Annotated in this window: 16 protein-coding genes, 2 rRNA genes and 1 riboswitch; of the genes, 15 read left to right on the top strand and 3 right to left on the bottom strand. The window is 68.2% G+C overall.

What is annotated here, in order from left to right; all coding sequences use genetic code 11:
* Nucleotides 1-293: 293 nt before the first annotated feature.
* From cobT to BM436_RS34725, 15 genes are all read left to right on the top strand, one after another.
* Entirely contained in the window at nucleotides 294-1,316 is a 1,023-nt protein-coding gene (gene cobT / locus BM436_RS34795) for a nicotinate-nucleotide--dimethylbenzimidazole phosphoribosyltransferase (protein ID WP_093561506.1), read from the top strand.
* A 9-nt stretch (nucleotides 1,317-1,325) separates the two neighbouring features.
* On the top strand, nucleotides 1,326-2,102 hold the full coding sequence (locus BM436_RS34790) for an adenosylcobinamide-GDP ribazoletransferase (protein ID WP_093561504.1): 777 nt from the start codon (nucleotides 1,326-1,328) through the stop codon (nucleotides 2,100-2,102).
* A 112-nt stretch (nucleotides 2,103-2,214) separates the two neighbouring features.
* Entirely contained in the window at nucleotides 2,215-2,763 is a 549-nt protein-coding gene (locus tag BM436_RS34785) for a histidine phosphatase family protein (protein WP_093561502.1), read from the top strand.
* A gap of 5 nt (nucleotides 2,764-2,768) precedes the next feature.
* A riboswitch (cobalamin riboswitch) is annotated at nucleotides 2,769-2,994 on the top strand.
* Nucleotides 2,995-3,079: 85 nt separating this feature from the next.
* Complete coding sequence (locus tag BM436_RS34780; protein WP_093561500.1) at nucleotides 3,080-4,942, top strand: TonB-dependent receptor domain-containing protein; 1,863 nt, start codon at nucleotides 3,080-3,082, stop codon at nucleotides 4,940-4,942.
* A 136-nt stretch (nucleotides 4,943-5,078) separates the two neighbouring features.
* Nucleotides 5,079-6,101 (top strand): FecCD family ABC transporter permease, encoded by a 1,023-nt coding sequence (locus BM436_RS34775; protein ID WP_093561498.1) that lies wholly within the window; start codon nucleotides 5,079-5,081, stop codon nucleotides 6,099-6,101.
* A complete protein-coding gene (locus BM436_RS34770; protein ID WP_093561496.1) occupies nucleotides 6,098-6,871 on the top strand; it encodes an ABC transporter ATP-binding protein in 774 nt (257 codons plus the stop codon). The genes BM436_RS34775 and BM436_RS34770 overlap by 4 nt, the downstream gene beginning before the upstream one ends.
* Complete coding sequence (gene cobO / locus BM436_RS34765; protein ID WP_093561494.1) at nucleotides 6,868-7,524, top strand: cob(I)yrinic acid a,c-diamide adenosyltransferase; 657 nt, start codon at nucleotides 6,868-6,870, stop codon at nucleotides 7,522-7,524. Before BM436_RS34770 ends, cobO begins: the two co-directional genes overlap by 4 nt.
* Nucleotides 7,518-8,858: a cobyrinic acid a,c-diamide synthase CobB gene (locus BM436_RS34760; RefSeq protein WP_093561492.1), complete on the top strand. Its 1,341-nt coding sequence runs from the start codon at nucleotides 7,518-7,520 to the stop codon at nucleotides 8,856-8,858. Before cobO ends, BM436_RS34760 begins: the two co-directional genes overlap by 7 nt.
* Entirely contained in the window at nucleotides 8,855-9,412 is a 558-nt protein-coding gene (gene cobU, locus BM436_RS34755; protein WP_093561490.1) for a bifunctional adenosylcobinamide kinase/adenosylcobinamide-phosphate guanylyltransferase, read from the top strand. The genes BM436_RS34760 and cobU overlap by 4 nt, the downstream gene beginning before the upstream one ends.
* Nucleotides 9,406-10,362, top strand: coding sequence for an adenosylcobinamide-phosphate synthase CbiB (gene cbiB, locus BM436_RS34750; RefSeq protein WP_093561488.1), 957 nt, complete (start codon nucleotides 9,406-9,408; stop codon nucleotides 10,360-10,362). Before cobU ends, cbiB begins: the two co-directional genes overlap by 7 nt.
* Nucleotides 10,355-11,344 (top strand): threonine-phosphate decarboxylase CobD, encoded by a 990-nt coding sequence (cobD, locus tag BM436_RS34745; RefSeq protein WP_093561486.1) that lies wholly within the window; start codon nucleotides 10,355-10,357, stop codon nucleotides 11,342-11,344. Before cbiB ends, cobD begins: the two co-directional genes overlap by 8 nt.
* The gene (locus tag BM436_RS34740; protein ID WP_093561484.1) at nucleotides 11,341-12,216 is read left to right on the top strand and encodes a cobalamin-binding protein; all 876 of its coding nucleotides are present in this window, start codon (nucleotides 11,341-11,343) and stop codon (nucleotides 12,214-12,216) included. The genes cobD and BM436_RS34740 overlap by 4 nt, the downstream gene beginning before the upstream one ends.
* Complete coding sequence (locus BM436_RS34735; RefSeq protein WP_093561482.1) at nucleotides 12,216-13,661, top strand: cobyric acid synthase; 1,446 nt, start codon at nucleotides 12,216-12,218, stop codon at nucleotides 13,659-13,661. The genes BM436_RS34740 and BM436_RS34735 overlap by 1 nt, the downstream gene beginning before the upstream one ends.
* Nucleotides 13,658-14,311: a 5,6-dimethylbenzimidazole synthase gene (bluB, locus tag BM436_RS34730; RefSeq protein ID WP_093561480.1), complete on the top strand. Its 654-nt coding sequence runs from the start codon at nucleotides 13,658-13,660 to the stop codon at nucleotides 14,309-14,311. The genes BM436_RS34735 and bluB overlap by 4 nt, the downstream gene beginning before the upstream one ends.
* Before the next feature lie 86 nt (nucleotides 14,312-14,397).
* Nucleotides 14,398-15,795, top strand: coding sequence for a DHA2 family efflux MFS transporter permease subunit (locus tag BM436_RS34725; protein WP_093561478.1), 1,398 nt, complete (start codon nucleotides 14,398-14,400; stop codon nucleotides 15,793-15,795).
* A gap of 9 nt (nucleotides 15,796-15,804) precedes the next feature.
* On the opposite strand, the gene BM436_RS34720 is transcribed toward BM436_RS34725, so the two are convergent.
* The 3 genes from BM436_RS34720 to BM436_RS34710 form a co-directional block, all read right to left on the bottom strand.
* Complete coding sequence (locus BM436_RS34720; RefSeq protein WP_093561476.1) at nucleotides 15,805-18,147, bottom strand: penicillin acylase family protein; 2,343 nt, start codon at nucleotides 18,145-18,147, stop codon at nucleotides 15,805-15,807.
* Between the two features lie 134 nt (nucleotides 18,148-18,281).
* Nucleotides 18,282-18,394, bottom strand: a 5S ribosomal RNA gene (gene rrf / locus BM436_RS34715).
* A 110-nt stretch (nucleotides 18,395-18,504) separates the two neighbouring features.
* Nucleotides 18,505-18,616: ribosomal RNA gene (locus tag BM436_RS34710) — 23S ribosomal RNA — on the bottom strand; the annotation flags it as partial.

The raw sequence follows: 18,616 nt of genomic DNA, 5'->3' as shown, positions 1-18,616 counted from the left end.
TGCGCCTCCGGCATCATCATCAAACGCCCACACTTATCGACTGTTAATTTTTAAAGAACCTGTCTGCGTTGTCGACGAATCGTTTTGTCCGTCAGCAGAGAAGCGAGATTATGAGGCGTTTGATTTACTTCGTCAAGCCCGCTCTGAATTGCACTGCAATTCATCACTTTTCCCCACTTCACCCTGCGTTGCGTGTGTTCAGCAGCGCGGGGACAGAACTATAGCAAAGGTCACTCGCCTTTGACAAGCCCCCGATGTAACATCGCAACTCGTTTCCATTCAGTCATTCAATCATGCCTATTCTCTCCCCTAGTAATGAGGCGCTCTCCGCGGCGCTGGACCACGCCATCAATAACAAGACCAAGCCGCTCGGCAGCCTGGGCGTGCTGGAATCGCTGGCGAAGCGGATAGGCCTGATCCAGGGCACCGTAACGCCTTCCCTATATAAGCCCGCGATCCTGGTGTTCGCCGGCGACCATGGCGTGGTGGCCGAGGGCGTGTCGGCGTATCCGCAGGACGTGACCTGGCAGATGGTTGAGAACTTCCTGGCCAAGGGCGCGGCCATCAACGTGTTCGCCGCGCAGAACGGCTGCGAGCTGCACGTGGTGGACGCGGGCGTGAACCATGAATTCGGCGCGCGCGACGGCCTCTTGAACCGCAAGGTCGCCGCCGGCACCCGCAACTTCGCGCAAGAGCCGGCGATGACGGCGCAGCAGTGCGCCACCGCGCTGGAACATGGCATGGCGCTCGCCGCGGACTTGCCCGGCAATGTGGTGGGCTTCGGCGAGATGGGCATCGGGAACACGACCGCCGCCGCCGCGCTGATGCACAAGCTGACCGGCATACCGGTGGCGCAGTGCGTGGGCGCGGGCACCGGCCTGTCCGCGGAAGGAGTGCTGCTCAAGCAGCGCGTGATCGAGGCGGCCGTGGAGAAACACACGGCCACCGAGCCGCTGGAAGTGCTGGCCACCTTCGGCGGTTTCGAGATCGCCATGATGGCGGGCGCGATGCTGAAGGCGGCCGAACGCCGCATGGTGCTGCTGATCGACGGCTTCATCGTCACCAGCGCCCTGCTGGTGGCCGCGCGCATGGAGCCCGCCATCCTGGATTACTGCGTGTTCGCGCACTGCTCCGACGAGAACGGCCATCAGCGGATGCTGGCCAATCTCGGCGCGCGTCCGCTGCTGAACCTGGGCCTGCGCCTGGGCGAGGGCACGGGCAGCGCGCTGGCGCTGCCGCTGCTGCACGCGGCGGTGAACTTCCTGAATCAAATGGCGACCTTCGATTCCGCCCAGGTGAGCGAGAAGTCGGAGTAAGCCACCGCCATGCATCAGCTCCGCCTGTTCTTCGTCGCGCTGCAGTTCTTCACGCGCCTGCCGATTCCCCGCTGGGTGGGATTCGATCCCGCGTGGCTGCACCACGCCTCGCGTTACTTCCCGCTGGTGGGACTGGTGGTCGCCGCGATCGCCGCGGGCGTCTATGCGGCGGCCGCCCTGGTGCTGCCCGCGCCGGTGGCCGCGCTGCTGTCCACGGCGGCGGGCATCTACGCGACGGGCGCCTTCCACGAGGACGGCTTCGCGGACATGTGCGACGGCTTCGGCGGGGGCATGACGCGCGAGCGCGTGCTGGAGATCATGAAGGACTCGCGCATCGGCGCGTATGGGGCGATCGGCATCATCTGCCTGCTGGCGGTCAAGTGCGCGGCGCTGGCCATGCTGCCGCCGGCGACGGCGGTGGCGGCGCTGGCGCTGGCGCATCCCTTGTCCCGGCTGGCGGCGACGTCGCTGATCTGGCGCATGGAATACGCGCGGGCGGAGGGCAAGGCCAAGCCGATGGCGCAGGAGATGAGCGGGGCGGAATTCGCGATCGCGTCGGCCACCGCCGCGCTGCCGGCTATCGCGCTTGCCGTGGCGGGCTGGCTGACCTGGGCCGCGGTGGCGGTGTCCGCCGCAGCGGCCCTGGGCGCGGCCGTGTGGCTGGGCCGCAAATGCGCGCGCCGCATCGGTGGCTACACGGGCGACTGCCTGGGCGCCGTGCAGCAGGTGGCGGAGGCGCTGATCTATCTGTGTGTGCTGGCTAGTCTGGGGCGCGGGGCATTGTGAACACCGCTCTTTTTCGCGCTTGCCAAAACCAGCTGCAAAACCTGGGGTCAGACCCGACGGGTCTGACCCCGGCATTGGCCGCTGGTTTGAGCATGCGCGCAGGTACGCCGTCATGCGATTGATACTGGTTCGCCATCCACAGCCCGTCGTAGCCCCAGGCATTTGCTACGGCGCCACCGACCTGCCCGCCGCGCCGGACGATATCGACCGCGTGCACACCGCGCTGCTGGCCAGCGCCAGCATCCCTCCGGATGCGCCCATCTATTCCAGCCCCTTGCGACGCTGCGCCGCGCTCGCGCATCGCCTTGGCACGCCAATCTTCGACGCGCGCCTGGCCGAGATGGATTTCGGCGCCTGGGAGATGCGGGCCTGGGACGACATCCCGCGCGCCGAAGTCGATGCCTGGGCGGCGGACTTGGCGGCCTACCATCCCGGCGGCGGCGAGAGCGTGCAAGAGGTGGCGGAACGTGTGATGGCCTTCCACGCCGAACTGCTGCGCCAGCGGCACGCGCACGCGGTGATCGTCTGCCACGCGGGCACGATACGGCTGCTGGGCGCTTGCGCCAACGGCCTGCCCCCGCGCGAAGTCGCCTTGCTGGCCGCGTCCAAACCGCACCGGCTGGCCTACGGCGAAGCTGTCATTCTGGAAGCGAACCGCTGAAATCCGTATAATGACGGGGTTTTGGTGCCCGCGCCCATGTCCATGGGCGCAGTTAAACGGGAAACACGGAGCCTGTCCCCGCAACGGACCTGCCAACGTGTGCTGCCCCCGCAACGGTAAACAAGTGTCGCGCAGCGCGACAAACCGCCTCAGTCAACCACTGTGCACTGCATGGGAAGGTGAGGCGGTTTAACTTGCAGCCCGGATACCGGCCAAGACAGGTGGATGCGTGCCGCGCCGTTCAGACGGCGCCGCGCGTCTGTTCAATCTGGCCGACGGGGAAGTCGGCTGGTTGCATACTTACTGAAGAATACTCATGACCTTTCCTGTCCCACGCCACGCGGCCCTGACGTCGCTGGCGTTAGCTATTGCCGCCGCCAACGCCCCCGCCAACGCGCAGACCACCGCCATCGATTCCGTCATCGTGACCGCCACCCGCTCCGCCCAGCTGCAGCGCGACGTGCTGAGCGACGTGGCCACCATCACCGCCGAGGAAATCGCCCGCTCCGGCGCCGGCTCCGTGGTCGACCTGCTGCAGCGCCAGCGCGGCATCGAGATCTCCCGCAACGGCGGCCCGGGCACCAATTCCAGCGTCTTCATTCGCGGCGCCAACAGCAACCAGAACGTGGTGCTGGTGGACGGCGTGCGCATCGGCTCCTCCACCTCCGGCGCGGCCAACTGGTCGGCCATTCCGCTGCAATCGATCGACCGCATTGAAATCGTCTACGGCCCGATGAGCACCCTGTACGGCGCGGACGCCATCGGCGGCGTGATCCAGATCTTCACGAAGAAGGGCACCGGCGTGCCGACCGTGACGGCCTTCGCCGGCGCGGGCAGCTACAACACGCGCGAGTACGACGCCAGCGTGTACGGCGCCACCGGCGGCGAGCATAGCTTCAGCTACGCGCTCAGCGCGGGCAGGGAAGAATCGGACGGCTTCTCGTCCACCAAGCCAGGCAACTTCTCCTACAACGGCGACGACGACGGCTACTACCGCGAAGGCGTGACCGGGCAGCTCGGCCTCCAGCTGGCCAGGGGCCATGAACTGGGCCTGATCTTCCTGAAGAGTCGCACCAACGCGCAATTCGACAGCGGCACCGCCACCACCTTCGACACGCACAGCGTGCAGAAACAGGAAAACATCGCGCTGTCGTCGAAAAACCAGATCCTGCCGTTCTGGCACAGCACCGCGCAGCTGTCGCAGTCGCGCGACGATTCCACCTCCAACCCCGGCACCGTCAGCGGCTACAGCCGCATCGACAGCAAGCAGCAGGACTTCACCTGGCAGAATGATTTCCGCCTGGGCGAAGACACGCTGCAGCTGCTTTACGGCCACCGCAAGGAGGAAGTGGTGTCGGGCACCACGCCGGCACTGGGCAAGGAGCGCAAGACCGACTCGCTGGCCGCCGCCTACAACCTGAAACGCGGCGCGCACCTGGCCAGCTTCAGCGCGCGCAACGACGACAGCTCGCAATACGGCTCCAAGGTGACCGGCGCGGCCGGCTACGGCTACCGCGTCACCAACGCGCTGCGCGCCAGCGCCAGCTTCGGCACCAGCTTCCGCGCGCCGACCTTCAATGAGCTGTACTACCCCGGCTTCGGCTTCGCCGGCAATCGTCCCGAAAAAGGCCGCAACGCCGAAGCCAGCCTGCAGTACGACGACGGCGTGACCCAGCTGGGCGCGACCTTGTACCGCAACCGTCTGACCGACATGCTGGTCAGCACCACCCCGTGCCCGAAACCCGGCTACACCTTCGGCTGCGCCTACAACGTGAACCACGTCACGCTGGAAGGCCTGACCATGACGGCGAACCGCCGCTTCGGCGCCTTCAACGTCAGCGCCAACGCGGACTTCCAGGATCCGAAGGACGAGACCACCGGCAAGTCGCTGGTGCGCCGCGCCAAGCGCCACGGCAGCGCCGCGGTGGAATACACCGCCGGCGCGCTGGCGACCGGCGTGGAGCTGCAAGCGTCCGGCTCGCGCTTCGACGACGGCGCCAACACGCGCCGCCTGGGCGGCTATACGCTGCTGAACCTGTACGCCACCTACCAGTTCGCACGCGACTGGTCGGTGCTGGCGCGCTGGAACAACGCCACCGACAAGAACTACGAAGTGGCGCGCACCTACGCGACGCCGGGTTCGTCGTTCTTCGCCGGTGTACGCTACGGCATCAAGTAAGACCGATTAGACCAACCGTGCCAACCAGGGGACAGACCCTCCGCGCCACACGTCGCCGCCATGGCATGCGGCTCGGACCGCGGGTCTGTCCCCGGCAGTTGCTACTGCATCAAGTAAGGCCAACCTAAGGCAGTACATGCATCCACCACCCCGCAATCTGAGCAACCGTGCCGCCGCCATCACCGGCATGCTGGCGCTGTTCGTTATCGCCACCCTGCTGTTCGCCGGAATGACGGGTTCCGTCTCCATTCCGCTGGCGGACATCCCCGGCGCGCTGCGCGAACTGCGGGACGGCAAGGCGGACAGCCTGGCCGCCGCGCTGCTCGACCTGCGGGGCAGCCGCGCGCTGACGGCTTTCGTCACCGGCGCTGCGCTGTCGCTGGCGGGGGTGATGATGCAGGCCTTGCTGCGCAATCCGCTGGCCGATCCCTACGTGCTCGGCATCTCGGCCGGTTCCGCCGTCGGCGCGCTGCTGGCGCTGATGCTGATGTGCGCGGCCTGGGTGGTCGACGCGGCCGCATTCGCCGGCGCCGTCCTGGTGTCGATGATGCTGTACGCGCTGGCCCGGCGCGACATGCGCAGCGGCGCGGCGGCCGAGGGCGGCACCGCCCTGCTGCTGCTGACGGGCGTGATCCTGTCCGCCGCCTGCTCCGCGCTGGTCACGCTGATGCTGTCGATCGCGCCGGAAAGCCGCCTGCGCACCATGGTGTTCTGGCTGATCGGCGACCTGTCCGGCGCGCCGTTGCGCCTGATGCCCTGGCTGATCCTGGCCGGAGCCCTGGTGTTCGCCCTGCGCAGCGCGCGCGCCATCAACGTGATGGCGCTGCACGCCGAGGCGGCGGCCACCCTGGGCATCCGCGTGGGCCTGCTGCGCAAGGGACTGTTCTTCGTCTCCGCGCTGCTGACCGCCAGCGCGGTGACCAACGCCGGCAGCATCGGCTTCGTGGGGCTGATCGTGCCGCACGCCTGCCGCTTCGCCTTCGGTGCCGACCACCGGGTGCTGATCCCCGCCGCCACGCTGGTGGGCGGCGGCTACCTGGTGCTGGCCGACACGCTGGCGCGCACCGTCATCGCCCCCACCCAGTTGCCGGTGGGCGTGATCACGGCGCTGATCGGCACGCCGGTCTTCCTGTACCAACTCCACAGGCTGCGCAAATGATCGCCACCCGCAACCTCACCCTGCGCATCGGCGCGCGCATGCTGGTCGACGACTTGAACTGGCAGGTGCGCGACGGCGAATGCTGGAGCGTCATCGGCCGCAACGGCGCCGGCAAAAGCACGCTGCTGCGCACCCTGGCCGGCCTGATTCCAACGGAACAGGGCACGGTCGCCATTCGCGGCCGCGCGCTGCCCGACTGGCCACTGGCCGAGCTGGCGCGCGAGCGCGCCTTCCTGGCGCAGGCCCGCAGCGACGCCTTCGCCTACAGCGTGATCGAGACCGTGCTGTCGGCGCGCCATCCCTACCACGACAACCGTTATTGGGAAGACAGCGACGACCACCGCCTGGCGATGGCCGCGCTGGCGGCGATGGAAGTGTCCGAACTGGCCAAGCGCAACGTGCGCACGCTGTCCGGCGGCGAGCGCCAGCGCGTGGCCATCGCGGCCATGCTGGCGCAGGACACGCCCCTGCTGCTGCTCGACGAGCCGGCCAACGCGCTGGACCTGGCGCACCAGGTGAGCGTGATGCGCCTGCTGGCCCGCCTGTGCCGCGACCAGAACAAGACGGTGGTGATGGTGGGCCACGATCTCACGCTGGCGCACAGCGTGTCCACCCACGCGCTGCTGCTGATGGGCGACGGGCGCTGGCTGGCCGGCCCCAAGGAGGAGGTCATGCGGCCCGAGATCCTGAGCGACTACCTTGAGCACCAGATCGAAGTGATACGCCACGGGGAACGCCACATCTTCATTCCAAAAGAGGAAATCGCATGAGCGACACGAATCAACCCAATCAGACCAATCAACAAGCGACCGACGCGGAAACCGCCGCCCTGAACGAACGCCACCGCGTGCGCATGGAGCGCAAGAAGGCCATCATCGACGCCAAGATCGCGGCGGCGGACAAGCAGATCGGCATCATCATCGTCAACACCGGCAACGGCAAGGGCAAGAGCTCGTCCGGCTTCGGCATGGCGATCCGCGCCATGGGCCACGGCATGAAGGTCGGCGTGGTGCAGTTCATCAAGGGCGCGATGGCGACCGGCGAGGAGAAGTTCCTGCGCCGCTTCCCGGAGGAGGTGAGCTTCCACGCCATGGGCGAGGGCTATACCTGGGAAACCCAGAACCGCGAGCGCGACATCGAAAAGGCGCAGCTGGCGTGGGAGCAGGCCAAGCGCTTCCTGGCCGATCCCGGCATCGGCCTGGTGCTGCTCGATGAACTGAACATCGCGCTCAAGTACCGCTACCTGGACGTGAACACCGTGATCGCGGACCTGCTGGAGCGGCCTTCCATGCAGCACGTGGTGATCACCGGGCGCGGCGCGCCGCAGGAACTGATCGACGTGGCAGACACCGTCACCGAGATGGGTGTGGTCAAGCACGCGTTCAAGGCCGGCATCGGCGCGCAGGCGGGCACGGAATGGTAGCGGCGGCGCCCGGGCACGCGGACGCGATCGTGCTGATGGTGTCGGCCGTGGCCTCCGGCCAGGGCAAGACCACGGTGACGGCCGCGCTGGCGCGCAAACTGGTGAAGACGGGCCGCAAGGTGCGCGTGTTCAAATGCGGCCCGGACTTCATCGACCCCATGCTGCTGGAGCGCGCCAGCGGCGCGCCGGTGAAATCGCTGGACCTGTGGATCGTGGGCCGCGAGGCCTGCCGCGCGCTGCTGGCGCAAGCCGCCGCCGAGGTGGACGTGATCCTGATCGAAGGCGTGATGGGCCTGTACGACGGCTCGCCCTCCTCCGCCGACCTGGCCCGCGAGTTCGGCGTGCCGGTGATGGCCGTGATCGACGCCGGCGCCATGGCGCAGACCGCCGGCGCGCTGGTGCATGGCCTGCGCGACTACGGTCCGGTGGACATGGCGGGCGTGATCGCCAACCGCGTCGCCAGTCCGGGACACGCGAAAATGGTGGCCTCCGCGCTACGCGACATCCCGCTGTTCGCCACGCTGCCCAAGCAGGCGCGCTCGCTGCCAGAGCGCCACCTCGGCCTGGTGCTGCCCAATGAAGTGGACGGCATCGACGCCATGCTGGACGAACTGGCCGACCAGTTGGCGTTCGACGAGGCGGCCTGGGGCCGGCTGCGCACGACCCGCCTGGCCCTGGACCAGGCCGCGGATGCGGGGAGCGCCACACTGGACGCGGTCTCGTCGCGGCCCCTGGCGGGACGCACCATCGCCATCGCCCGCGACGAAGCCTTCATGTTCATCTACCCGGCCAACCTGGAGGCGCTGCGCGAACTCGGCGCGTCCCTGGCCTACTTCTCGCCGCTGGCCGACCAGCCTGTGCCCGCCGGTGCGGACGCGCTCTACCTCCCCGGCGGCTACCCCGAACTGCACGCCGAGAAACTGTCGCAGGCGCGGTGCTGGCTGGACTCCATCCGCGCGGCGCACCGGGACGGCACGCCGATCGTGGCGGAATGCGGCGGCATGATGGCGCTGGCCGAAACGCTGGCCGACAAGGCGGGCGCCGTGTGGCCGATGGCGGCCCTGCTGCCCGGCCGCGTCGCCATGCAGGCCCGCCTGGCCGGCCTGGGATCGCAAGCCATGCCGACGCCGCAGGGCGTGCTGCGCGGCCATACCTTCCACTACTCATCCATGCAGACGGAGCTGGAACCCGTGGCGCGCACCACCAAGCATCCATCCGGCGCGGACGGCGAGGCGCTGTACCAGGTGGGTTCGCTGACGGCGTCCTATTTCCACGCCTATTTCCCGTCCAACCCCGCCGCCGTGGCGGCGCTGTTCACACGGAGCGCGGCATGACCAAGACCCTGGTGTTCGGCGGCGCGCGCTCCGGCAAGAGCGCTCACGCGGAAAAGCTGGCCATCGCGTCGGGCAAGGAAGTGGTCTACATCGCCACCGCGCACGCGGGCGACGGCGAAATGGCGGTACGCATCGCGCACCACCAGCGCCAGCGCCCGGCCGCATGGACCACGATCGAGGAGCCGCTGGCACTGGGCTCCACCGTGCAGCGCTGGGCCGCGCCCGAACGCCTGGTGCTGGTGGACTGCCTCACGCTTTGGCTGAGCAACCTGATGTTCTCGGGCGGGACGGCATATCCGGAAGTCGGCGAAATCGATCTGCCCGCGCGCTTCCACGAGGAGCGCGCGGCATTGCTCGGCGCCTTGGGCCACGCCGTAGGGGACGTGGTGCTGGTCTCGAACGAGGTAGGCATGGGCATCGTGCCTTACGGCGCCATCTCGCGTGCCTTCACCGACGAGGCGGGACGCCTGAACCAGTCGGTCGCCGCCGTGTGCGATAACGCCGTCTTTGTCGCCGCCGGCCTGCCATTGGTCTTGAAGGGCGCGCCATGCTGACGGGTTTGAGCGCCACCGCCATCGCGCTGCTGCTGGCCGCAGGCGTGCTGCTTGATCTGCTGCTCGGCGAGGCCACCCGCTGGCATCCGCTGGTCGGCTTCGGCAAACTGGCCGGCGCGATCGAGCGGCGCCTGAACCGCGGCGGATCGCGGCACTTGCGTGGAGCGCTGGGGTGGACGCTGGCGGTCGTGCCGCTGACGGCGCTGGCCTGCCTGCTCGCCGGCTTCGGCGGCCTGCTCGCCTTGGCGGCGCATGCCGTGATGCTGTACTTTTGCATCGGCCTGCGCAGCCTGCGCGACCACAACGTGCCGATCGCCGAGGCCCTGGCCCGCGGCGACCTGCCTGCCGCGCGCCTCCTGACTTCGCGCATCGTCAGCCGCGACACCGAACACGCCACGCCCGCCGACTTGGCCAAGGCCAGCACCGAATCCCTGCTCGAAAACGGCAACGACGCCGTCTTCGGCACCCTGTTCTGGTTCGCCGTCGCCGGCGGCCCCGGCGCGGTGCTGTTCCGCCTCGCGAACACGCTGGACGCGATGTGGGGCTATAAGAACACGCGCTTCCTGCGATTCGGCTGCGTGGCCGCCCGCATCGACGATGCGCTGAACTATATCCCCGCCCGCCTCACCGCCCTGTCCTACGTCCTGCTGGCGCCCTCCGCCGCGGGCAAGCGCCGCGCGTGGCACTGCTGGCGCACGCAAGCTCCCGCGTGGAGCAGCCCCAACGCGGGGCCGGTGATGTCCAGCGGCGCCGGCGCGCTGGGCCTGGCGCTGGGCGGCGCCGCCACCTACGACGGCGAAATCGAACAACGCCCGCCGCTGGGCGCCGGCCAGGCCGCCCGCGCCGAGGACATCATCCGCGCCTGGCAACTGGTGGCCCGCACCACGGCGCTGTGGCTCGCCGCCGCCGCCGTCTTGGCGCTCGCCATCCATGGAGGCACCCATGCTTGAACACGGCGGCAACCTGCGCGACGCGGCCCTGCGCCATGGCCGCGACGACTGGCTGGACCTCTCCACCGGCATCAATCCGAACTGGTATCCCGCGCCCCAGGTGGCGGACAACGCCTGGCACCGCCTGCCGGAAGCCGATCCCGCGCTGGCCGAAGCCGCGCAAGCCTTCTATGGCGCGCCGCTAATGCTGCCGGTGGCCGGCACGCAGGCGGCGATCCAGGCGCTGCCGCGCCTCCGCCCGCCATCGCGCGTGGTGGTGGCCGCGCCCTCCTACGCCGAGCATGCGCACCACTGGGCGCAGCATGGCCACAGCCTGCGGCAAGTGCCCTACGACGCGCTGGACGCCGCCGTCGACGAATGCGACGTGATGGTGGTCTGCAATCCCAACAACCCCACCGGCGCCTCCGTGCCGCCGGAACCGCTGCTGGAATGGGCGGCCCGGCTCGGCGCGCGCGGCGGCTGGCTGGTGGTGGACGAGGCCTTCGGCGACACAGCCGAAGGCGGCGTCTGCGCGCACGCGGGCCATACGCACGGCGCGCTGATCGTGCTTCGCTCGGTCGGCAAGTTCTTCGGCCTGGCCGGGCTGCGCCTCGGCTTCGTCGCCGCGCGGCCCGCGTTGCTGAGCGACCTGGCCGACCTGCTCGGCCCATGGACCGTGAGCGGCCCCGCCCAGCAGGTGGCCCTGGCCGCGCTGCGCGACCGCGCCTGGCAGGACGGCACGCGTTCGCGGCTCGCCGCCGGCGGCCAGCGCCTGCAAGACCTGCTCGCGCGGCACGGCATCCGCTCCAGCGGCGCCGCGCTGTTCCAGTGGTGGCCCGAACCTCGGGCCGAGGCGTTCCACGAACACATGGCGCGGCAAGGCATCTGGACGCGGCTATTCACCAACGCGGCGCGCGGCATCCGCCTCGGCCTGCCACCGGATGAAGACGGCTGGCGGCGCCTGGAGCGGGCACTCACACTTTGGACCAAGGAAGACTTATGAACAAAATCCTCTGCGCGCTGGCCGCGCTCCTGGCCAGCCAGGCCGCCGGCGCCGCCATCACCGTGCGCGACGACGACGGCAACCAAGTCACGCTGCAAAAACCCGCGCAGCGCGTGATCGCCATGGCCCCGCACGTGACCGAGATGCTGTTCGCGGCCGGCGGCGGCGACAAGATCGTCGGCACCGTCACCTACAGCGACTACCCCGAGGCGGCCAAGAAGCTGCCGCGGGTGGGCGACAACCGCCAGGTGGACATGGAGCGCATCGCTTCCCTGAAGCCGGACCTGATCGTGATCTGGATGCACGGCTCCTCGGAGCGCCAGATCGACACCCTGCGCAAGCTGGGCATCCCCCTGTTCCACAGCGAGCCGAAAAAACTGGCCGACATCCCGGACAATATGCAGCGCCTGGGCCAGCTGCTGGGCACCGAGGCCGTGGCCGACAAGGCGTCCGCCGAATGGCGCGACAAGCTCACCGCGCTGACCGCACAATATGCGAAACGTCCGCCGGTGCGCGTGTTCTACCAGGTGTGGGACAAGCCGCTCTACACCCTGAGCGGCAACCACATCATTTCCGACGTGATGCGCGTGTGCGGCGGCGAGAACGTGTTCGCCTCGCTGAAGATCACCGCGCCGGTGGTCGACGTCGAGGGTGTGCTGCGCGAGGACCCGGAGGCGGTGTTCGCCACCGCCGAGAAGAACTACGGCGGCGTGGACCTGTGGCGCCCGTACAAGAACATGAAGGCGGTCAAGCACGACAACCTGTTCACGCTGGAGGGCGACCTGCTGAACCGTTCCGGCCCGCGCCTGATCCAGGGCACCGCGCTGCTGTGCGAAAAACTCGAGCTGGCGCGCCAGCACAGGAAGAATTGATGGCCTTTCCCTATTCCACGCTGATGGTGCAGGGCACCACCTCCGACGCCGGCAAAAGCACGGTGGTGGCCGCGCTGTGCCGCCTGCTCAAGCGCCGTGGTGTGCGCGTGGCGCCGTTCAAGCCTCAGAACATGGCCCTCAACAGCGCCGTCACCGCCGACGGCGGCGAGATCGGCCGCGCGCAGGCGCTGCAGGCCATCGCCGCCGGCGTCGCGCCGCATACGGACATGAACCCCGTGCTGCTGAAACCCTCCAGCGACATCGGCGCGCAAGTCATCATCCACGGCAAAGTGCGCGGCGACATGAACGCGCGTGACTACCACCAGTACAAGACGGTGGCGATGGCGGCGGTGCTGGAATCGCACCAGCGCCTGCTGGCCCAATACGAGACGGTGGTGGTGGAAGGCGCAGGCAGCCCGGCCGAGATCAACCTGCGCGACCGCGATATCGCCAACATGGGCTTCGCGGAGGCGGTGGACTGCCCCGTGGTGCTGGTGGCGGACATCGACCGCGGCGGCGTGTTCGCCCACATCGTCGGCACGCTGTCCTGCCTGTCGGAGAGCGAGCGCAATCGCACCATCGGTTTCGTCATCAACCGCTTCCGCGGCGACATCAAGCTGCTGGAGCCGGGCCTGGAGTGGCTGGAACGGCAAACCGGCAAGCCGGTGCTGGCGGTGCTGCCCTACCTCCACGGCCTGTTCCTCGACGCGGAAGACGCGGTGCAGCCGGTGCAGGCCTCGCGCGGCGCCTTCCGCGTGGTGGTGCCCAGCCTGCCGCGCATGAGCAACCACACGGACTTCGACGCGCTGCGCGTGCATCCGGACGTGGACCTCCAATTCGTGCGCCAGGGCGAGGCCATCCCGCCGGCGGACCTGATCATCCTCCCCGGCAGCAAGAACACGCGCGGCGACCTGGAATGGCTGCGCGCCCAGGGCTGGCCGGAAAAGATCGCGAAGCACCTGCGCTACGGCGGCAAGGTGATCGGCGTGTGCGGCGGCTTCCAGATGCTGGGCCGCGGCGTGGCCGACAACGACGGCATCGAAGGCGCGCCCGGCGTCTCGCCCGGCCTCGGCCTGCTGGACATGGACACCAGCATGACCAGGGACAAGCGCCTGGTGCAGGTGAGCGGCACCTGCGCCTTCGCCGAGGACGCAGCCGTCAGCGGCTACGAAATCCACATGGGCGTGTCCGAAGGCGCGGCGCTGGAGCAGCCGGCCTTCCGCATCGACGGCCGCCCCGAGGGCGCCATCTCGCCCGATGGCCAGGTGCTGGGCACCTATCTGCACGGCCTGTTCGACGCGGCGCCCGCCTGCGCAGCGCTGCTGCGGTGGGCCGGCCTGCACACCGAGCACCGGGTGGACACGTCCGCGCTGCGCGAAGCCAGCCTGGATCGCATCGCCGACGCCACCCAGCCCCTGCTCGACGCGCTGGAAAAGCTGGCATGAGCCGCCACGCGTTCCCGCCGGAGCAGGTGGAGGGCGTGTACCGCGCGATACGAGAGCGGCGCGACGTGCGCCACTTCACGCCGGAACCGCTGGAGCCGGGCCAGCTGGAACGCTTCATCGCCGCCGCCCACAATGGCCCCAGCGTGGGCCTGATGCAGCCCTGGCGCTTCATCCGCATCGCCGACCCGGCCCTGCGCGCGCAAATCCACAGCCACGTCGACGAGGAGCGCCGACTCACCGCCGAGGCGCTGGGCCAGCGCGCCGATGAATTCATGCGCCTGAAGGTGGAGGGCATCCTGGCCTGCGCCGAAGTGCTCGTGGTGGGGCTGATCGATCAGCGCGAACGCTACGTCTTCGGACGCCGCACCATGCCGGAAATGGACCTGGCCTCGGCCTCCTGCGCGATCCAGAACTTCTGGCTGGCCGCGCGCGCCGAGGGCATAGGCGCGGGCTGGGTGTCGCTGTTCGATCCCCGGCGCCTGCGCGAGATCTGCCGCATGCCGGAGGGCAGCCAGCCCATCGCCGTGTTGTGCGTGGGCCAGGTCGAGGAGTTCTACAAGGCCCCCATGCTGGAAATCGAGCGCTGGGACCAGCGCCTGCCGCCGCGGCAAGTGCTGTACCAGGACAGCTGGGGCCAGCCGGCGCCCTGACGTCCGCGCTTGCGCCGGCGCGCAGCGTGCAGCGTGCGGCCGGCGATTGTGTGACAATCTGCGCTGGCTTACAACGCGAGCGCCCCATGAGCAGTCACGTCAGCAAACGCTATCTCCCCTGGGTGGTGGCAACCGCCCTGTTCATGGAGCAGCTGGACTCCACCATCGTCAACACCGCCGTGCCCAGCATGGCGCTCAGCCTGCAGGTCACGCCGCTTAGCCTGAAAGCGGTGGTGACCAGCTACATCCTCAGCCTGGCGGTGGCGATTCCCATCAGCGGCTGGATGGCGGACCGCTACGGCACGCGCCGCGTGTTCATGAGCGCCGTCGCCATCTTCACGCTGGCCTCCGTCTTGTGCGGCATCTCGGTGAATTCGCCCATGCTGGTGGCGGCGCGGCTGCTGCAGGGACTGGGCGCGGCGATGATGATGCCGGTCGGGCGCATCGCCATCATCCGCACCTTCCCCAAGGGCGAACTGCTGACGGCCATGAACTTCGTCATCATCCCCGCGCTGATCGGCCCCCTGCTGGGGCCCACGGTGGGCGGCTTGATCGTGCACTGGATGTCGTGGCGGGAGATCTTCTTCATCAACGTGCCGGTGGGCCTGGGCGCCATTTACCTGGCGTGGCGCTACCTGCCGGACTACCGGAGCGAAACGCCACGGCCGCTGGACCTGATCGGCCTTGTGCTGTTCGGCACCGGCGTCGCGCTGCTGTCATGGCTGCTGGAGGTGTTCGGCGAACACAAGATGGACGCCACCTCGGCCGGCGTGCTGCTGCTGATTTCACTCAGCCTGCTGGCGGCCTACGCCTGGCACGCGCAGCGCGAGGCGCATCCGCTGCTGCGCCTTTCGCTGCTGCGGGTGCGCACCTTCCGCGTCTCCGTCCTGGGCGGCTTCGTCACGCGCATGGGCGTGGGCGGCCTGCCCTTCCTGCTGCCGCTGCTGTACCAGCTGGGACTGGGACTGCCGGCCTGGCAATCGGGCTTGCTGATGATGCCGGCCGCCGCCGCGGCGATGGGCATGAAGTTCATCTCCGCGCGGGTGCTGGGACGCTTCGGCTACCGCAGCGTGCTGGTCGTGAACACGGTGCTGATAGGCTGCACCATCGCCATGTACGCGCTGGTGGACCAGGGCACGCCGCTGTGGGCGATCGTGGCGATCGGCCTGACCCTGGGTTTCTTCAATTCGCTGCAGTTCTCCAGCATGAACAGCCTGGCCTACGCCGACGTCGACGGCGCCGACAGCAGCATGGCCAGCACCATCGCCAGCTCGCTGCAGCAGCTGTCGATGAGTTTCGGGCTGGCCTGCGGCTCGCTGGTCACGGGCTGGTACCTGGGCGACCTGCCGCAGTCGGACAGGATCGCCTTGACCAGCGCCCTGCATCACGCCTTCCTGACGCTGGCCGCCATCACGGTCCTGTCCTCCATCACCTTCTGGACCTTGCGCAAGAACGACGGCGAGGCCCTGTCCAGGGGAACGTAGCGCCGGGGCTTATTTCTCCGTCAGCACCTTGCGCTTGTACTCCGGGTCGTTGCGGATCTGCTCGTCGGTGAACGGCAGCTTCACCAGCGTCTTGCGGGTGTAGAGCGGCAGTTGGTCGTCGTAATAGCGCGACTTCGGATCGACCGACTGGCCGTAGACCAGCAGGCCCTTGGCCGACGGGCCGGTTTTGTCGAAGCCCACGATCTGGATGTAGCTGCTGCCCCAGTTCACGTCGCGGTAGCCGGACGGGGTCAGCTCGCCGCGCATGTTGATGGCGTTGTAGACGCCGTCGATGTCACCCAGCGAGCCATGCAGGGCGTGGCGCTTGCCGTTGCGGGTCTCGGTCTGGTAATCGCCCAGGCGGCCGTGCAGCGGAATATCGTTGGCCTCCAGCTTGGCCACCGCCGCGCGCAGCGCGTCCAGCATCGCGGGCTTGGCGGCCGGCGCCACGCCGCGCGGGGTGTTGACCGGGTCGGCCGGATTGAACGGCACCGCCCATTTGGCGGGGATGGCGGCGGCGGCGTTCCAGAACTCGCGGAACAGCAGGGCGCCGCGGCTGTTGACGTCCGCCTTCTTGTCCCACGCTTGCAGCACGGCGCAGGCCTGCACCAGGCTGCGGTCATTGGCCGCCTGGCAGGCGGGAATCAGCTCGGGCAGCACCAGTTCGGCCGCGTGCACGCGGTTCGCGAACAGCAGGTCCTGCAGGTCGCCGCTATCGAGATGGCGCTGCTCGTCCAGCGCCGCCTCGATCTGCTTGAAGCCGATACGCGTGCGCAGCGTTTGCTCGACGCCGGGGGAGCCATACAGCGGCGAATAGCCGAACGGCGCGGGGCCGGTCAGCGGCTCGCGCGCGTTACTGAGCCAGTAGGCGTCGTTCGAATTGCCGACGTAGTCCAGGCGCTCCTGGGCCGGCGCGTTGGCTGCGCCGAAGATGCCCGCCGGCGCGCCCTCGTCCTGGCCCCAGCCGCACGCGGCGCGGGTGCCGTCGAAGCCGAGCAGCTGCGGCACCAGCAGGCAGCCGGAGATGAATTTGTCCGCGCCCATGTGGGGCACGACGCTGGCGTCCGAATAAAGGGTGTTGCCGTCCCGGTCCGCCGCCACCGTGTTCACCCATGGCAGGCCGCCCACCGCGTGCAGGCTGGCCTTCAGCTCCGCCACGTTGTTTGCCTTGCCGATGGCCAGCCATTGTTCGAGCAAGCGCGTGTTGTTGCGGTTAGGGTCGGCCAGCACCACCGCGCTGCCCTGCGTCCACGCCACGCCGGCTTCCGGCATCACCAACACCGCGCCCTGCTTGCTGAAGTAGAAGGTCTTTTTCTTTGCCAGCAGCGTGCCGTCGGACTGCAGCACATCCACCGACACGGTGCGCTCGCTCATCTTGTGCGGCGCGCCGTCGTAGTAATAGGTGGTGCCGCTGGCGTCGGAGGGATCCAGGGCCAGCATGAAGGTGTTGAAGTGCATGGCCTTGGTGACAGTGTGGCTCCACGCGACGTTGCGGTTGAAGCCGATGGCCACCACCGGCAGGCCGCCCAGGCTCGCGCCCATCGCGTCGTATTTGCCGGGAATGGTCATGTGGATCTGGTAGAAGCGATCCAGGCTGCTCCATGGGTAGTGCGGGTTGCCGAGCAGGAGACCGCGGCCGTTGGCGCTGGCTTCGCGGCCGATGGCCAGGGCGTTGCTGCCCAGGCCAGCGCGCATGCCGGTGGGCAGCGCGCGGCTGGCCAATGGCATCGCCTTCGGCAGCGCGGCGGTCACGACGCCCGGCTCGCGCGCGGCGGCGACGATGGCGCCGGCGAACACTTCGCCCGACGCGTGCAGGGCCTTTTCAGCGATCAGCAGGTAGAGGTCCTCGATGTCGATCGGCTTCACCCAGGCCGCGTTGCGGCAGGCGGCCGGCAGGCGGCTGCTGTTCTCGCGCAGGTAGCGGTTGTAGCCGGCGACATAGCCGCTCAGTACATCGCGCACTTCCTGGCTGCCGGCGGCGTAGCCGGCGCGCAGCTGGTCGACGTCGAGGTAGCCCTTGAAGAAGAAGTCGCTATCCTCGTTGCGCAGGTGGATGAAATCAAGCGCGGCGCCGTATTCGCCGTCTTTGGGCTGGGTGGCCTGGGCGTCCGGACCGAAATAGCGGGACCGCTCGCCGCGCACGGTCAGCAGCGTGTCGGCCAGCATGCAGACGTTGTCCTCCGCGTAGGCGTGGGCGGCGCCGTAGCCCAGGCCCCGGTAGTCGCTGGCCTTCACGTGCACCACGCCGTAGCTGGTGCGCGTGACTTCCGTGCGCATGTCCTTGCCGAGATCGGCGGCAACACCGGACGTCAAGGCGGACGCCGCGAGCAAACCCATCACTTGAATTTTCATCTTTACCCTTTTGTTATTAATAATTAGAAAACTTTTTATCATAACAAAAGAATAAGCCCGCACGATTGCGGAGCAACGCCGGAAATGCGAAAAACCCCGCCAGCTCTCGCCAACGGGGTTCTTCTATATAACTAGCCTGACGATAACCTACTTTCACACTGGTTGCAGCACTATCATCGGCGCAAAATCGTTTCACGGTCCTGTTCGGGATGGGAAGGGGTGGGACCGATTTGCTATGGTCATCAGGCTTTGACTTGTCGCGTCGCGCGCTATGGCGCGCGACTGCAATCCGGAGGAAGTAAAGTTGTTGGGTACATCATCAATACACAGGGTAATGCTCATAACCGTCAAGGTTATAGGGACAAGCCTTACGGGCAATTAGTACTGGTTAGCTTAACGCATTACTGCGCTTCCACACCCAGCCTATCAACGTCCTGGTCTCGAACGACCCTTCAAGGAGCTTAAAGCT

Source organism: Pseudoduganella namucuonensis (genome assembly GCF_900116645.1).
GTDB lineage: Bacteria > Pseudomonadota > Gammaproteobacteria > Burkholderiales > Burkholderiaceae_D > Rugamonas > Rugamonas namucuonensis.
The sequence above is the reverse complement of the archived record's forward strand: the minus strand, read 5'-3'. Positions and strand labels throughout refer to the sequence as shown.

Excerpts from the sequence above, each read along its gene's own strand:
- bluB (WP_093561480.1), top strand. The coding sequence starts at position 13,658 with ATGAGCCGCCACGCGTTCCCGCCGGAGCAGGTGGAGGGCGTGTACCGC.
- cobU (WP_093561490.1), top strand. The coding sequence starts at position 8,855 with ATGACCAAGACCCTGGTGTTCGGCGGCGCGCGCTCCGGCAAGAGCGCT.
- BM436_RS34770 (WP_093561496.1), top strand. The coding sequence starts at position 6,098 with ATGATCGCCACCCGCAACCTCACCCTGCGCATCGGCGCGCGCATGCTG.
- BM436_RS34760 (WP_093561492.1), top strand. The coding sequence starts at position 7,518 with ATGGTAGCGGCGGCGCCCGGGCACGCGGACGCGATCGTGCTGATGGTG.
- cobT (WP_093561506.1), top strand. The coding sequence starts at position 294 with ATGCCTATTCTCTCCCCTAGTAATGAGGCGCTCTCCGCGGCGCTGGAC.
- BM436_RS34725 (WP_093561478.1), top strand. The coding sequence starts at position 14,398 with ATGAGCAGTCACGTCAGCAAACGCTATCTCCCCTGGGTGGTGGCAACC.
- BM436_RS34785 (WP_093561502.1), top strand. The coding sequence starts at position 2,215 with ATGCGATTGATACTGGTTCGCCATCCACAGCCCGTCGTAGCCCCAGGC.
- cobD (WP_093561486.1), top strand. The coding sequence starts at position 10,355 with ATGCTTGAACACGGCGGCAACCTGCGCGACGCGGCCCTGCGCCATGGC.
- BM436_RS34775 (WP_093561498.1), top strand. The coding sequence starts at position 5,079 with ATGCATCCACCACCCCGCAATCTGAGCAACCGTGCCGCCGCCATCACC.
- BM436_RS34720 (WP_093561476.1), bottom strand. The coding sequence starts at position 18,147 with ATGAAAATTCAAGTGATGGGTTTGCTCGCGGCGTCCGCCTTGACGTCC.
- BM436_RS34790 (WP_093561504.1), top strand. The coding sequence starts at position 1,326 with ATGCATCAGCTCCGCCTGTTCTTCGTCGCGCTGCAGTTCTTCACGCGC.
- BM436_RS34740 (WP_093561484.1), top strand. The coding sequence starts at position 11,341 with ATGAACAAAATCCTCTGCGCGCTGGCCGCGCTCCTGGCCAGCCAGGCC.
- cobO (WP_093561494.1), top strand. The coding sequence starts at position 6,868 with ATGAGCGACACGAATCAACCCAATCAGACCAATCAACAAGCGACCGAC.
- BM436_RS34735 (WP_093561482.1), top strand. The coding sequence starts at position 12,216 with ATGGCCTTTCCCTATTCCACGCTGATGGTGCAGGGCACCACCTCCGAC.
- cbiB (WP_093561488.1), top strand. The coding sequence starts at position 9,406 with ATGCTGACGGGTTTGAGCGCCACCGCCATCGCGCTGCTGCTGGCCGCA.
- BM436_RS34780 (WP_093561500.1), top strand. The coding sequence starts at position 3,080 with ATGACCTTTCCTGTCCCACGCCACGCGGCCCTGACGTCGCTGGCGTTA.